Here is a 13,608-nt window from a genome sequence, read left to right as displayed (position 1 = left end):
GTGGGCGCCGCACCTAGCTCTCGGGTTGCAGCAGCACGTCGGCGTCGAAGCAGCTGTGGTCGCCGGTGTGGCAGGCGGCGCCGACCTGATCGACGGTCAGTAGCACGGTGTCGCCGTCGCAATCCAGACGCACCGAGTGCACGTGCTGGGTGTGGCCGGACGTCGCGCCCTTGACCCACTGCTCGTCGCGGGACCGCGAATAGTATGTCGCCTCACGGGTTTCGAGCGTGCGGGCCAGCGCCGCGTCGTCCATCCAGGCGACCATCAGCACATCGCCGGTGCCACGCTCCTGCACGACGGCGGTGAACAGGCCGTCGGCGTTTCGCTTCAGCCGCGCGGCGATCCGTGGGTCCAGCGTCATCGCACGGTGATCCCTTCGGCGGCCATCGCGGCCTTCACCTGGCCGATGGTCAGCTCCCGGAAGTGAAAGACGCTGGCCGCCAAGACCGCATCGGCGCCCGCGGCGACCGCGGGCGCGAAGTGTTCGGCCGCGCCCGCCCCACCGCTGGCGATCACCGGCACCGTGACCGCCGAGCGCACCGCCTGCAGCATCGGCAGGTCGAAGCCGGCCTTCGTGCCGTCGGCGTCCATCGAGTTCAGCAGGATCTCCCCCACGCCCAGATCTGCTCCGCGGGAAGCCCATTCGACGGCGTCGATCCCCGTCCCGCGGCGACCGCCGTGGGTGGTGACCTCCCAGCCGGACGGTGTCGGCACCGATCCCGGGGGGACCGTGCGGGCGTCGACCGACAACACGATGCATTGCGACCCGAACTGCCGCGCCATTTCTTCCAGCAGGTCGGGCCGGGCGATCGCGGCGGTGTTGATCGAAACCTTGTCGGCCCCCGCGCGCAGCAAGACGTCGACGTCGGCCACCGTGCGAACCCCCCCGCCGACGGTCAGCGGAATGAAAACCTGTTCGGCCGTGCGGCGCACCACGTCCAGCATGGTGGCCCGGCCCGACGACGACGCGGTCACGTCGAGAAAGGTGAGCTCGTCGGCGCCCTCGGCATCGTAGGCGGCGGCGAGTTCGACCGGGTCGCCCGCATCGCGCAGGTTTTCGAAGTTGACCCCTTTGACCACCCGCCCGGCGTCGACGTCCAGGCACGGAATGACCCGCACCGCAAGGCCGTTGCCGAAGGACATCTCAGTAGTCCTCCGGCCGGCCGGTGCTGCGCAGGATCCCGAGTATCTCGGCGTGGGCGCGCGGCCCGGCGGCGAGCGCGGAATCCGACGCGGGGGTCCACGGTTCCCCCTGGACGTCGGTGACGACGCCGCCCGCCGCCCGCACCAGCGCGACGCCGGCGGCGTGGTCCCACACGTGGCCACCGAAACTGATTGAGCCGGCGAGGACTCCGTCGGCGACGTAGGCGAGGTCGAGTCCGGTGGAACCGTGCATGCGCAACCGCGAGCAGACCCGGCTCAGGTTCTCCAGCACCGCGATCCGGTAGCGCCCCGGGAACCGGCCGCGCGCGTCGGCACTGAACGAGCCGGCGCCGATGAGGGCGTCGGCCAGGTCGACGGGAGCCAGCGGCGGTTGCGCGACACCGTTTTTCATCAACGGGCCGTCCAGCACCGCGGTGTAGCGCTGGCCGACGAACGGCAGCCAGGTCAGCCCGGCGACCGGGTCGCCGTGGTGCAGCAGGCCCAGCAGGATGCCCGCCATCGGGGATCCGGCCGCGTAGTTGAACGTGCCGTCGACGGGGTCGAGCACCCACACCCATTCGGAGTCGACGTCGGTGCCGCCGAACTCCTCGCCGTGCACACCGATTCCGGTGGCCTCGGTCAGCGCGCCGACCACCTGCCGCTCGATCGCGAGGTCCACGTCGGTGGCGAAGTCGTTGCCCTTCTTCTGGACCGCCGAATCGGCGCGATGGCCGGCGAGGAACGGCTCGGTGGCGTCGTCGAGGATCGCCGACGCCTTCTCCACCAATGCGGCCAGGTCCATCGCGGCCCTACTCCGCGACCGCGGCCAGCGCCTGCGGCAGCGTGAACCGCCCGGCATAGAGGGCTTTACCCACGATGGCCCCCTCGACCCCGCGGCCGGTCAGGGTGGCGATCGCGCGCAGGTCGTCCAGGCTCGACACACCGCCGGAGGCGATCACGGGGGCGTCGGTGCGGTCGGCGACGGCGGCCAGCAAGTCGAGGTTAGGACCGCCCAGCGTGCCGTCCTTGGTGACGTCGGTGACGACGAAGCGTGAACAGCCTTCGCCGTCAAGGCGTTCCAGCACCTCCCACAGGTCGCCGCCGTCGGTCTCCCAGCCGCGTCCGCGCAGCCGGTGCTGCCCGTCGAGGATTTGCACGTCCAGCCCCACGGCGACCCTGTCGCCGTGCTCGCTGATCGCGCGGGCGCACCACAGCGGGTTCTCCAAGGCCGCCGTGCCCAGGTTGACCCGGGCGCAGCCGGTGGCCAGCGCCGCGGCCAGGGAGTTGTCGTCACGGATCCCGCCGGACAGCTCCACCTGCACGTCGAGCTTGCCGACCACCTCGGCCAGCAGCTCGCGATTCGAGCCCCGCCCGAACGCCGCGTCCAGGTCGACCAGGTGGATCCATTCCGCCCCGTCGCGCTGCCAAGTCAGCGCCGCGTCCAGCGCCGAACCGTATTCGGTTTCGCTGCCCGCCTTGCCCTGGACCAGCCGCACGGCGCGGCCGTCGACCACGTCGACCGCGGGCAACAAGATCAACACATTCCCTCCCAAGCCGCTCGTCACAGTGCCTCAATCCAATTGCGCAGCACGGCCGCACCCGCGTCCCCGCTCTTTTCGGGGTGAAACTGCGTGGCCGAGAGCGGCCCCTGCTCGACGGCGGCCAGAAATGGCACCCCGTGGGTCGCCCAGGTGAGTACGGCGTCGGGCGAGCCCTCCCATTCCTGCGCGGCGTAGGAGTGCACGAAGTAGAACCGCGTGTCGGCGTCCAGCCCTTTGAACAGGGTGGTGCCTCCCCCGGGTTTGACCACGTTCCAGCCCATGTGCGGGATCACCGGAGCATCCAGCCGGGTGACCTCGCCCGGCCACTGCCCGCAACCTGTTGTCTGCACACCGAATTCGACGCCGCCGGCGAACAGGATCTGCATGCCGACGCAGACTCCCAGCACCGGGCGGCCGGCGGCAACCCGGTCGGCGATGATGCGGTGTCCGTGGACTCTGCGCAGCCCGGTCATGCAGGCCTCGAAGGCGCCGACACCGGGCACCACCAGCCCGTCGACGGCGGCCGCCGCATCGGCGTCGGCGGTCACCTCGACCGATGCGCCCGCCCGTTCGAGCGCGCGCTGGGCCGACCGTAGGTTGCCCGAGCCGTAATCCAGCACGACGACGGATGGTTTTGTCACAGAACACCTTTGGTGGACGGCACGTCCGACACCCGGGGATCGGGCTCGACGGCCTGACGCAACGCGCGAGCCACCGCCTTGTACTGCGCCTCGGTGACGTGGTGCGGGTCGCGCCCGTACAGCACCCGAACGTGCAGCGCGATGCGGGCGTTCATGGCCAGCGACTCGAACACGTGCCGGTTGATCACGGTGTGGTATGGCACTGAGCTGCCGGCAATGGTGGTGTGCCGCAGGTGATCCGGCTCACCGGTGTGCACGCAGTAGGGCCGGCCGGACACGTCGACGACGGCGTGGGCCAGCGTCTCGTCCATCGGGATGAAGGCGTCGCCGAACCGGCGGATGCCCTTCTTGTCGCCGAGCGCCTGGCCGAGAGCCTGCCCCAGCGCGATGGCGGTGTCCTCGATGGTGTGGTGGCCCTCGATTTCGACGTCGCCCTTGGTGCGGACGTCCAGGTCGAAGCTGGCGTGGGTGCCCAGCGCCGTCAACATGTGGTCGTAGAACGGCACGCCGGTGTCGACGTGGACCTGACCGGTGCCGTCGAGGTCGAGCTCGATGACGATGTCGGATTCCTTGGTGCGGCGCTCGATACGCGCGCGCCGAGTCGCAATTGTGGTCACGGGGCTCCTACTGGGGTGGCTGGTGCCAGTTCGGTGGCGGCGATCTGGGCGCTGGCCCGCAGGAACGCGTCGTTCTCCTCGGCCAGTCCCGTCGTGGCGCGCAGGTAGCCGGGAATCCCGACGTCGCGGATCAGGATGCCGGCGTCCAGGTAGCGCTGCCAGGTGGCCGGGGCGTCGGCGAATTCCCCGAACAGCACGAAGTTCGCGTCGCTGGGGATCACCCGAAAGCCCATGCCGCTCAGTGCTTTGGTGACGCGTTCGCGTTCGGCGATCAGGGCCGCGACGCTACTCAGCGTGTCGTCGGCGTGCCGCAGCGCGGCCCGGGCGGCGGCCTGGGTGACCGACGACAGGTGATACGGCAGCCGGACCAGCAGCATCGCGTCGATCACCGCGGGCGTGGCGATCAGGTAGCCGAGCCGCCCACCGGCGAAGGCGAACGCCTTGCTCATGGTGCGGGTGACGATGAGCTTGGTCGGATACTCCCGCACCAGCCCCACGGCGCTGGGCTCGGAGGAGAACTCGCCGTAGGCCTCGTCGACGATCAAGATCCCGGGCACCGCGTCGAGCAGCCGCCGCAGGGCGGGCAGCGAAACGCTCTGCCCGGACGGGTTGTTCGGGCTGGCTATGAACACCACATCGGGTTGATGTTCGGCGATGGCGGCGACCGCTCGGTCCACGTCGAGGCTGAAGTCGTCGGCACGGACGCCCTCCAACCATTCCGTGCGCGTGGCGTCGGCGATGATCGGGTGCATTGAGTAGGACGGGGCGAACCCGATCGCGGTGCGTCCCGGCCCGCCGAATGCCTGCAGCAGCTGCTGCAGGATCTCGTTGGATCCGTTTGCGGCCCAGACGTTTTCCACCCCGATTTGCACACCGGTCTGCGCGGTGAGATAGCCGGCCAGATCGCGGCGCAGCTCGACGGCGTCGCGATCGGGGTAGCGATGCAGGTCGGCGGCCGCGGCGGCCACGGACCGCACCACGTCGTCCACCAGCGCCCAGCTGGGCGGGTGCGGGTTCTCGTTGGTGTTCAGCCGCACCGGGACGGCCAGTTGTGGTGCGCCGTAAGGTGATTTGCCACGCAGGTCGTCCCGCAGCGGTAGGTCGTCGAGCGTCGGGTTTTCCGTCATCGCTCGAACCTCCGCCGGATCGCCTCGCCGTGCGCCGGCAGGTCTTCGGCCTTGGCCAGCGTGACCACGTGACCCGAGACGTCCTTGAGCGCGGCCTCGGTGTAGTCGACGACGTGGATGCCGCGCAGGAAGGTCTGCACCGACAGGCCGCTGGAGTGGCGGGCGGAGCCCGCGGTCGGCAGCACGTGATTGGATCCGGCGCAATAGTCGCCGAGGCTCACCGGCGAGTACGGCCCGACGAAAATGGCTCCGGCCGAGCGGATTCGGCCGACGACCTGCTGCGCATCGGCGGTCTGGATCTCCAGGTGTTCGGCGGCGTAGGTGTTGACCACCTTGATGGCGGCGTCGAGGTCGTCGACCAGGATGATCGCCGACTGGCGGCCACCGAGCGCGGCGGCCACCCGGTCGCGGTGAACCGTGGTGCGCAGCTGGGCGGCCACCTCCGTGGCGGTGGCGGTGGCGGTGGCCTCGCTCGGGGTGACCAGCACGCTGCCCGCCATTTCGTCGTGTTCGGCCTGGCTGATCAGGTCGGCGGCCACGTGCGCCGGGTCGGCGGTGTGGTCGGCGAGGATGGCGATCTCGGTGGGCCCTGCCTCGGCGTCGATGCCGACCCGCGAGCGGCACAGCCGCTTGGCGGCGGTGACGTAGATGTTGCCGGGCCCGGTGATCAGGTCGACCGGTTCCAGCTCGGCGCCGTCGCTATCGGTGCCGCCGTAGGCCAGCAGCGCGACGGCCTGCGCGCCGCCGACGGCCCAGACCTCGTCGACCCCCAGCAGCCGGGCGGCGGCCAGGATCGTCGGATGCGGCAGACCTTCGAACTGACCCTGCGAGCGCGCCTGCGGCGGGCTGGCCACCACCAGCGAATCGACGCCGGCGGCCTGCGCGGGCACCACGTTCATCACCACGCTGGACGGGTACACCGCGTTCCCGCCGGGCACGTACAGGCCCACCCGCTCGACCGGCACCCATCGCTCGGTGACCGTCGCGCCCGGGCCGAGCGTGGTGGTGACGTCGGCGCGACGCTGGTCGGCGTGCACGGCGCGGGCGCGTTCGATCATCACCCGCAGGGCGTCGACGACGTCGGGTTCCAAGCCGGCCAGCGCCGCCTCCAGCGCCGCCTCGGGCACCCGGACGGCCGCGGGCCGCACACCGTCAAACGACGCCCCGAACTCCAGCGCCGCCTCGGCGCCGCGCTCGGCCACGGCCTGCACGATCGGCCGCACTTTGGGCAGCACGCTCTCCACGTCGGCGCCGCCGCGGGGCAGCGCGGTCCGCAATCGGGCAGCCGTCAGCTCGACGCCCCGCAGGTCGATGCGGGCCATCGGCGACGGTGGGGTGGGGGTCACGGTGTCCATTGTCCCAGAGCAGCTCAAGTTGTTATCCGGCCGGTACAGTGCCGTCATGTCCAAAAAGGATCACCCAAACAACGCTCCGGGCGTTCCGATGGTTTTTCCGGTCTGGTTTGAGAACCTTCAGGTCAAATACCTCAACAATGTGGTCAAGCCGATCGCCCGCTTCCTGCCCGGCACGGCGACCATCAGGCACCGCGGCCGCAAGTCCGGGACGCCGTACGAGACCGTCGTCACCCCCTACCGCAAGGGCAACCTGCTGGCCATCGCGCTGGGCCACGGCAAGACGAACTGGGTGAAGAACGTCCTGGCGGCCGGCGAAGCCGACGTAGCGTTCGGCCGCAACCGCGTGGTGCATATCACGAACCCGCGGATCCTGCCTGCCGGCTCCGAGGGCCCGGACGCGGACCGGCTGCCGCAGATGGCCCGCGTGCAGCTGCGCCGGATCGGCGTGTTCGTCGGCGATATCGCCTGAGGCCGGCGTCGGGACATAAACCACGGCGACGCCCCTCGGCGTGTCGTGTGCGTGGGTTATGTGTCGTGGAACCAGACGAGTGTGCGGCCTACATGTCCAGGCCGATGTCGAGCGCGCGCACCGAGTGCGTCAGCGCGCCGACGGCCAGGTAGTCCACCCCGGTTGCCGCGTAGGTGGCGGCGTTTTCCAGGCTGAGCCCGCCGGAGGACTCGAGCAGGACGGCGGGGGCGCGCGCGTCGCGACGCTGCACGGCCATCTGTGTCTGCCACACCGGGAAGTTGTCCAGCAGGACCAGTTCGGGCTTTTCGCCCAGCACCTCGTCCAGCTGCTCGAGGGAGTCCACCTCCACCTCGCACGGCAGGTCCGGCGCCGCGTCGCGGACCGCCCGCAGCGCGTCGACGACCGATCCGGCGGCCACCACGTGGTTGTCCTTGATCAGCGCCGCATCCCCGAGCCCCAGCCGGTGGTTGACGCCGCCGCCGACCCGCACCGCGTACTTCTGCAGCGCCCGCAGCCCGGGCAGCGTTTTGCGGGTGTCGCGGACCTTGGCCTTGGTGCCCTCCACGGCGTCGACCCAGGCCGCCGTCGTGGTCGCGATGCCCGACAGGTGACACACCAGGTTCAGCATGGTCCGCTCGGCGGTCAGCAGGCCGCGGGTGTCGGCCCGCACGGTCAGCACCGGCTCGCCCGGCTGCAGCCGGGCGCCGTCCTCGACGCTGTGCACCACCTGGTAGCCCCCGGCGAGGACGGCGTCGAGGACCAGCAGCGCGACCTCGACGCCGGCGATCACGCCGGCCTCCCGGGGCACCATCGACGCGGTGGCCACCGCGCCGGCGGGCACCGTCGCGAGGGTGGTGATGTCGGGCCCGTAGCGCAGGTCCTCTTCCAGAGCGCGCCGGATGGTGTCTTGAGCGGCGCTTCGTTCGTCGGGCAGCATCATCAGCCCACCGCCGCCAGCGCCTCCACCAGCACCGAGTTCTGGTCGTCGGCCAGCCGCAGCAGGCTGCTGCGGGCCTGTTCCGGTGCGGGGTCCGGGTATTCGGTGCGATGGTGGCAGCCCCGGCTCTCGTCACGGGCCAGGGCCGCGGCCGTCACCGCGCGGGCCGCCACCGTCAACGCGACGTCTTCGAAGTCGCGGCGGCCGGCGATGGCGCGCGATCGCGCCCCCGACAGCGTGTCCGACAACCGGTGCAGCCCGGCGGCGTCGCGCACCACCGAGGCGTCGCGACTCATCGCGGCCTGCAATGCGCCGCGCTCAGGAGCGGTGTGGGCGATGGGCTCGGGCTCGACAGCCCGGACGCGCCCCGCCGCCATCGCGTGCGCGGCCGCGGCCTTGCCGGCGCGGCCGCCGACGACGAGACCCTCCAGCAGGCTGTTGGACGCCAGCCGGTTGGCGCCGTGCAGTCCGGTGCGCGCCACCTCGCCCGCGGCGAACAGCCCGGGCAATTCCGTTTGGCCGTGCACGTCGGTGACGACGCCACCGCAGCTGTAGTGCGCCCCCGGCACGACCGGGATGGGCTGGCGGACGGGGTCGATGCCGGCGGCGCGGCACGCGGCGGTCACGGTCGGGAACCGGGCCGCGAAACCCTTGATGCCTCGCGCGTCGAGGAAGACGCACGGGTCGCCGGTGACCTTCAGCCGGGTGTCGATGGCCGCAGCGACGACGTCACGCGGCGCCAGATCGCCCATCGGGTGAACACCGGCCGTCACTGAATTGCCTTGCCGGTCAACGAGTATCGCGCCCTCGCCGCGGATGGCCTCGGTGACCAGCGGGCACCGGCCGCCGGCGGTGCCGGCGAAAAGCATGGTCGGGTGGAACTGGATGAACTCGAGGTCGCTGACCGCGACGCCGGCCCACAGCGCCAACGCGATGCCGTCGCCGGTGGAGCCTCCGGGATTGGTGGTCGCGCCGTAGAGGTGCCCGAGCCCTCCGGAGGCCAGGATCACCGAGGGCGCGTTGATGATTCCGTAGCCGTCCACGCTGCCCAGCAGGACCCCGGTCACGCCGGCATCGTTGTGCAGCACCCGCAGGGCCACGTGGCCGGCGCGGATGTCCAGCCTGGCCGCGGCGTGGTCGAGCGTCCGCTGCACCTCGGCTCCGGTGGCGTCGCCGCCGGCGTGCACGATGCGCCGCCGCGAGTGCCCGCCCTCGCGCGTCACGTCCCAGCGGCCCGTGGGCGCCTCGTCGAATCGCGCTCCGGCACCGACCAATTCGGACACCGCCCGGTACCCGTCGGCAACGATGGAATACACCGCGTCGGGGTCGCACAGGCCGGCGCCGGCCGTCAGGGTGTCGGCGACGTGGGCCTCGACGGAGTCGTCGTTGCCGGGCAGGACCACCGCGATGCCGCCCTGCGCGTAATGGGTCGCGGTGCCCCCCTTCGCCTGGTCGGCCTTGCTCAGCACCACGACGCGGCGGCCGGCGCGATGGGCGGCCAGGGCGGCGGCCAATCCCGCGACGCCGGTACCGATGACGACGACGTCGGCGCTATGGGTCCAGGCCGGACGGGCGATCATTCGCCGCCGCCCGGCTGACCGATCTCGATCATGCGCTGCACGCTGCGGCGGCCCGCCGCCGCGATCTCCGGGTCGACGTCGACTTCGTCGGCCCCGTCCACCAGGCAGCGCAGCAGGGCCGCGGGCGTGATCATCTTCATGTACTTGCAGGACGCCCGGTCGTTGACCGCGCGGAAGTCGACTTGCGGGGCCGCCCGGCGCAGCTGATGCAGCATGCCGACCTCGGTGGCGACCAGCACCTTGCGGGCCTGGGTTTGGTGCGCCGCGTCGAGCATGCCGCCGGTGGACAGGATCTTCACCCGATCCGCCGGGAAGGCGCCCTCGCCGGCGAGGTACAAAGCCGAAGTGGCGCAACCGCATTCGGGATGCACGTAGAGCTCGGCGTCGGGGTTCGCCCGGGCCTGCTCGGACAGCTCGTCGCCGTTGATCCCGGCGTGGACGTGGCATTCACCGGCCCACACGTGCATGTTCGTACGGCCGGTCACCCGGCGCACGTGGGCCCCGAGGAATTGGTCCGGGCAGAACAGCACCTCGCGGTCGGGGTCGATGGACTCGACCACGTCGACGGCGTTGGACGAGGTGCAGCAGATGTCGGTGAGCGCCTTCACCGCGGCGCTGGTGTTGACGTAGGAGACCACGACGGCGCCGGGGTGCTCGTCCTTCCAGGCGCGCAGGTCGTCGGGGGTGATGGAGTCGGCCAGCGAGCAGCCGGCGCGCTGATCCGGGATGAGGACCGTCTTGTCGGGGCTGAGGATCTTGGCGGTCTCGGCCATGAAGTGCACCCCGCAGAACACGATGGTGTCCTCGGGCGCCTCGGCGGCAATCCGCGACAGCGCCAGCGAATCCCCGACGTGGTCGGCGACGTCCTGGATGGCGGGCAGCTGGTAGTTGTGCGCGAGCACGGTGGCGCCGCGCAGCTCCGCCAGTCGGCGAATCTCGGCGGCCCACTGTTCGTCGCCCTCGACACCGGCGTAGCCGGCGGGTGAATTCGTGACGTCGGCCATCATGCCTTCGGCGAGCGTGTCCATGCGATTTACAACCGTCACGGCGGCTCCTTTCAGCCCGGGAGGTTTTCGACTTATAATCGAAAACATGGCCCATGGTAACACCGCCCACGAAGTGCTCGCGGTCGTATTCCAGGTTCGCCATGTCACCGAGCAGGCTACGAAGGGCCGCCCCACGGAGAAACCGCAGCTTAACGTGCTGTTATGGCAGCGTGCCAAGGATCCGCAACGCGGCGCCTGGTCGCTGCCGGGCGGGCAGCTGCGCAGCGACGAGGACATGACCACGTCGGTGCTGCGGCAGCTGGCCGAGAAGGTGGACCTCAAAGAACTCGCGCACCTCGAACAGCTGGCGGTCTTCTCCGACCCGAACCGGGTGCCGGGCGCCAGGGTGATCGCGTCGACCTTCTTGGGATTGGTGCCCTCCCCCGCCACCCCCGAGCTGCCGCCGGACACCCGCTGGCATCCGGTGAGCTGCCTGCCGCCGATGGCCTTCGACCACGGCCCGATGGTGACCCACGCGCACGCCCGGCTGATCGCCAAGCTGTCGTACACCAACCTCGGGTTTGCTTTGGCGCCAAAGGAATTCGCTCTCTCTACGCTCCGCGACATCTACGGCGCCGCGCTGGGCTACCAGGTCGACGCTACGAACCTGCAGCGGGTGCTGGTCCGGCGCGGCGTGATCAGCCAGACCGGCACCATCGCCCAGTCGGGCCGCAGCGGCGGGCGGCCGGCGGCCCTTTACCACTTCATCGACTCCCGCCTGCGGGTCACCGATGAATTCGCCGCGTTGCGGCCCCCCGGCTAGGCTCGGGGAAAGCGTCTTTCGGGTGACGCGATGGTAAATCGGTGCTAGTGGCGCGTCCGACTCTGACGTGCCGGCAAGAAGTCGCTCACAGTGCGGCGATTACGTTTTGGTTACCTGCCGTTCGTGCGCGACAATGCCGGATGGCCTAGAAGGGAGCCTGAATGGCTGAGCTCGGCAATCTGGCAGGCACGCATGGCGCGGAGTGGATCGCCCGGCCGCCGCACGAGGAACTGCAGCGCAAAGTACGCCCGCTGCTGCCCTCGGACGACCCGTTCTACCAGCCGCCATTGGGCTTCCAGCACGCCGAGCCGGGGACGGTGCTGCGTTCTTGCGACGTCGAACTGGCGTTCCTGGGTTTGATCCCGCAGCCGGTCAAGGCGGTCCAGTTGCTCTACCGGACGATGGACATGAACGGCGAGCCGGAGGCGGCGGCGACCACCGTGATCGTCCCCGCCGAGCTCGCTCCGGAACGCCCGTGCCCGCTGTTGTCCTACCAGTGCGCGATCGACGCCGTGTCGTCCCGTTGCTTCCCGTCCTACGCGCTGCGGCGCCGGGCGAAGGCGCTCGGGTCGATCGGCCAGTTCGAACTCTTCCTGATCGCCGCCGCGGTCGCCGAGGGCTGGGCCGTCTCCGTGCCGGACCACGAGGGGCTCCAGGGCCTGTGGGGCGCGCCGTACGAGCCGGGCTATCGCGTCTTGGACGGCATCCGGGCCGCGCTGGGTTCGGAACGCCTGGGACTGTCCTCGTTGGCGCCGATCGGGCTGTGGGGGTACTCCGGTGGCGGGCTGGCCAGTGCGTGGGCGGCCGAAGTGTGCGCCGAATACGCGCCCGAGTTGGACATCGTCGGGGCGGTGCTCGGCTCACCGGTCGGGGATCTCGGCAACACCTTCCGCAGGCTCAACGGCAGTTTTCTTTCGGGTCTGCCCGCGCTGGTGGTGGCCGCGCTCGCCCACATCTACCCGGAGCTGGACAGGGTGATCAAAGAGCACAGCAACGAGGAGGGCCGCGCCCTGCTCGAGTCGCTCGAGAAGATGACCACCGTGGAGGCGGTCGTCCGGATGGCCGGCAAGAACATGGGCGACTACCTCGACGAGCCGCTCGAGAGCATCCTGTCGACGCCCGAGGTGATGCACGTCTTCGAGAACATCAAGCTGGGCGCGGCCGTACCGACGCCGCCGGTGTTGATCGTGCAGGCCGTCCACGACTACCTCATCGACGTGAAGGACATCGACGTGCTCGCCGACGCCTATTCGGCCGGCGGCGCGCGGGTGACCTATCACCGGGACGCCTTCAACGAGCACATGCTGCTACATCCGCTGTCGGCGCCGATGACGCTGCGCTGGCTCACCGACCGGTTCGACCGCCGGCCGCTGACCGAGCACCTGATCCGGACCACCTGGCCGACGATGTTCCATCCGATGACCTATGTCGGGATGGCCCGGCTGACCAAGATCGCGGCCAAGGTCATCTTCGGCCGGAGCATTCACCGCCGCCCGCTATGACACGGGCGCTTCGGCGGCACCCCCGGCTCCCACCGGCAGCGCGCCGGACGACCGGTCGCCCGGCGGAAGCGCGCCCAGGTCGTCGCGGGCGTCGGCGGCCGCCAGCACCGCATAGACCAGCGCGGCGATAGCGGCGGGCCACAGCAGGGTCAGCGCGACCTGCGGCGGGTTCTGGGCGAAGAACACCGGGGGCGCCTGGATGACGTACGCCACCGATGGGGCCTTGGACAGCGGCACCGCATCGAAGTTCAACGCGCCGTAGAAGACCCGGACGAGCGCGGTACCGGTCGCCGTCGCGGCGGCGGCCGCGGTCACCAGGCCGGTGGACAGCGCGGCGACCATCCCCGGCCCGCGGTGCTTGCGCCACTGCCACCCCAGCACGGGCGCCACCACCGCCAGCACGGTCAACAGGCCCAGCATCAGGCACGGCGCGTCGAAGAAGTGCTCCGATTCGTTGCCGAGGTAGTCGTGGACCCGTTCACCCGCCCGCGTGAGCGCCACCACGGCGTGGATCGGCGGCGCGATCCACGCCCACAGCCCGCCGAACAACACACCGGCCACGACCGGCCCCAGCGCGGCGACGACGAGGGCGCGCGCCCGCGGCTTGCGTGGGGCGGTGGCGGGCGACGGCGTGTTCGCGGGCTCGGTCACCGCTGGTCCTCCAGGTCGGCGGAGTCGACCTGACCGTGTCGCGAGCATTGCGCCCGCCAGCCGTCGGGGCGCACCTGCACGATCATCCGGCGTCCGCATTCGGCACAGAACCGGGGCGGCTCGAGGCCTAACTGCGCCGCCGTCGGCACTGCGGTGCCCCCCAATTCCCCGGTGTAGACGTTGTAGACGCCGGCGCCGACCGGAGCGCCCAGATCACGAACCACAGTCTCCAAGTT

At 70.7% G+C, this 13,608-nt stretch carries 16 protein-coding genes; 3 read left to right on the top strand and 13 right to left on the bottom strand.

Annotated features, from left to right (window positions below):
- Window positions 1–13 precede the first annotated feature (13 nt).
- Genes hisI through hisD form a run of 8 tightly spaced genes read right to left on the bottom strand, consistent with a single transcriptional unit; the run spans window position 14 to window position 6,424 of the window.
- Window positions 14–361: a phosphoribosyl-AMP cyclohydrolase gene (gene hisI, locus A5678_RS06590; protein ID WP_068040061.1), complete on the bottom strand. Its 348-nt coding sequence runs from the start codon at window positions 359–361 to the stop codon at window positions 14–16.
- Window positions 358–1,143 carry an imidazole glycerol phosphate synthase subunit HisF gene (gene hisF, locus A5678_RS06585; RefSeq protein ID WP_068040060.1) on the bottom strand — a complete coding sequence of 262 codons (786 nt, stop codon included), beginning with the start codon at window positions 1,141–1,143 and terminating at the stop codon, window positions 358–360. The genes hisI and hisF overlap by 4 nt, the downstream gene beginning before the upstream one ends.
- A 1-nt stretch (window position 1,144) precedes the next feature.
- Window positions 1,145–1,945: an inositol monophosphatase gene (locus tag A5678_RS06580; protein ID WP_068040059.1), complete on the bottom strand. Its 801-nt coding sequence runs from the start codon at window positions 1,943–1,945 to the stop codon at window positions 1,145–1,147.
- 7 nt (window positions 1,946–1,952) lie between these two features.
- The gene (gene priA / locus A5678_RS06575) at window positions 1,953–2,684 is read right to left on the bottom strand and encodes a bifunctional 1-(5-phosphoribosyl)-5-((5-phosphoribosylamino)methylideneamino)imidazole-4-carboxamide isomerase/phosphoribosylanthranilate isomerase PriA (protein ID WP_068040058.1); all 732 of its coding nucleotides are present in this window, start codon (window positions 2,682–2,684) and stop codon (window positions 1,953–1,955) included.
- 20 nt (window positions 2,685–2,704) lie between these two features.
- Entirely contained in the window at window positions 2,705–3,325 is a 621-nt protein-coding gene (gene hisH, locus A5678_RS06570) for an imidazole glycerol phosphate synthase subunit HisH (RefSeq protein WP_068040057.1), read from the bottom strand.
- On the bottom strand, window positions 3,322–3,942 hold the full coding sequence (gene hisB, locus A5678_RS06565) for an imidazoleglycerol-phosphate dehydratase HisB (RefSeq protein WP_068040056.1): 621 nt from the start codon (window positions 3,940–3,942) through the stop codon (window positions 3,322–3,324). Before hisB ends, hisH begins: the two co-directional genes overlap by 4 nt.
- Complete coding sequence (locus A5678_RS06560) at window positions 3,939–5,069, bottom strand: histidinol-phosphate transaminase (RefSeq protein WP_068040055.1); 1,131 nt, start codon at window positions 5,067–5,069, stop codon at window positions 3,939–3,941. The genes hisB and A5678_RS06560 overlap by 4 nt, the downstream gene beginning before the upstream one ends.
- Complete coding sequence (gene hisD, locus A5678_RS06555; protein ID WP_068040054.1) at window positions 5,066–6,424, bottom strand: histidinol dehydrogenase; 1,359 nt, start codon at window positions 6,422–6,424, stop codon at window positions 5,066–5,068. The genes A5678_RS06560 and hisD overlap by 4 nt, the downstream gene beginning before the upstream one ends.
- A 46-nt stretch (window positions 6,425–6,470) precedes the next feature.
- On the opposite strand from hisD, the gene A5678_RS06550 reads away from it, so the two are divergent.
- Complete coding sequence (locus A5678_RS06550) at window positions 6,471–6,893, top strand: nitroreductase family deazaflavin-dependent oxidoreductase (RefSeq protein ID WP_068040209.1); 423 nt, start codon at window positions 6,471–6,473, stop codon at window positions 6,891–6,893.
- 88 nt (window positions 6,894–6,981) lie between these two features.
- Here A5678_RS06550 and nadC read toward each other — a convergent pair whose 3' ends face one another.
- The 3 genes from nadC to nadA are packed head-to-tail and all read right to left on the bottom strand — an operon-like array spanning window position 6,982 to window position 10,456.
- Window positions 6,982–7,833, bottom strand: a complete 852-nt coding sequence (nadC, locus tag A5678_RS06545; protein ID WP_068040053.1) for a carboxylating nicotinate-nucleotide diphosphorylase — start codon at window positions 7,831–7,833, stop codon at window positions 6,982–6,984.
- Complete coding sequence (locus A5678_RS06540) at window positions 7,833–9,407, bottom strand: L-aspartate oxidase (protein WP_197502059.1); 1,575 nt, start codon at window positions 9,405–9,407, stop codon at window positions 7,833–7,835. The genes nadC and A5678_RS06540 overlap by 1 nt, the downstream gene beginning before the upstream one ends.
- A complete protein-coding gene (nadA, locus tag A5678_RS06535) occupies window positions 9,407–10,456 on the bottom strand; it encodes a quinolinate synthase NadA (RefSeq protein WP_068040051.1) in 1,050 nt (349 codons plus the stop codon). The genes A5678_RS06540 and nadA overlap by 1 nt, the downstream gene beginning before the upstream one ends.
- 46 nt (window positions 10,457–10,502) lie before the next feature.
- Here nadA and A5678_RS06530 point away from each other — a divergent pair, with 46 nt between their 5' ends.
- Window positions 10,503–11,219, top strand: a complete 717-nt coding sequence (locus A5678_RS06530) for an NUDIX domain-containing protein (RefSeq protein ID WP_068040050.1) — start codon at window positions 10,503–10,505, stop codon at window positions 11,217–11,219.
- A 161-nt stretch (window positions 11,220–11,380) separates the two neighbouring features.
- Window positions 11,381–12,721, top strand: a complete 1,341-nt coding sequence (locus A5678_RS06525) for a lipase family protein (RefSeq protein WP_068040049.1) — start codon at window positions 11,381–11,383, stop codon at window positions 12,719–12,721.
- Here A5678_RS06525 and A5678_RS06520 read toward each other — a convergent pair.
- Together A5678_RS06520 and A5678_RS06515 are read right to left on the bottom strand one after the other, a co-directional pair.
- The gene (locus A5678_RS06520; protein ID WP_068040048.1) at window positions 12,716–13,372 is read right to left on the bottom strand and encodes a DUF2567 domain-containing protein; all 657 of its coding nucleotides are present in this window, start codon (window positions 13,370–13,372) and stop codon (window positions 12,716–12,718) included. The two genes, A5678_RS06525 and A5678_RS06520, sit on opposite strands and share 6 nt — an antisense overlap.
- On the bottom strand, window positions 13,369–13,596 hold the full coding sequence (locus tag A5678_RS06515) for a hypothetical protein (RefSeq protein WP_068040047.1): 228 nt from the start codon (window positions 13,594–13,596) through the stop codon (window positions 13,369–13,371). The genes A5678_RS06520 and A5678_RS06515 overlap by 4 nt, the downstream gene beginning before the upstream one ends.
- Window positions 13,597–13,608 lie beyond the last annotated feature (12 nt).

The organism is Mycobacterium sp. E2733, from assembly GCF_001667585.1.
Classification (GTDB): domain Bacteria; phylum Actinomycetota; class Actinomycetes; order Mycobacteriales; family Mycobacteriaceae; genus Mycobacterium.
This window is presented reverse-complemented; position numbering and strand designations above follow the sequence as displayed.

Excerpts from the sequence above, each read along its gene's own strand:
- A5678_RS06530 (WP_068040050.1), top strand. The coding sequence starts at position 10,503 with ATGGCCCATGGTAACACCGCCCACGAAGTGCTCGCGGTCGTATTCCAG.
- A5678_RS06550 (WP_068040209.1), top strand. The coding sequence starts at position 6,471 with ATGTCCAAAAAGGATCACCCAAACAACGCTCCGGGCGTTCCGATGGTT.
- hisI (WP_068040061.1), bottom strand. The coding sequence starts at position 361 with ATGACGCTGGACCCACGGATCGCCGCGCGGCTGAAGCGAAACGCCGAC.
- hisF (WP_068040060.1), bottom strand. The coding sequence starts at position 1,143 with ATGTCCTTCGGCAACGGCCTTGCGGTGCGGGTCATTCCGTGCCTGGAC.
- A5678_RS06580 (WP_068040059.1), bottom strand. The coding sequence starts at position 1,945 with ATGGACCTGGCCGCATTGGTGGAGAAGGCGTCGGCGATCCTCGACGAC.
- hisD (WP_068040054.1), bottom strand. The coding sequence starts at position 6,424 with ATGGACACCGTGACCCCCACCCCACCGTCGCCGATGGCCCGCATCGAC.
- nadC (WP_068040053.1), bottom strand. The coding sequence starts at position 7,833 with ATGATGCTGCCCGACGAACGAAGCGCCGCTCAAGACACCATCCGGCGC.
- A5678_RS06560 (WP_068040055.1), bottom strand. The coding sequence starts at position 5,069 with ATGACGGAAAACCCGACGCTCGACGACCTACCGCTGCGGGACGACCTG.
- A5678_RS06525 (WP_068040049.1), top strand. The coding sequence starts at position 11,381 with ATGGCTGAGCTCGGCAATCTGGCAGGCACGCATGGCGCGGAGTGGATC.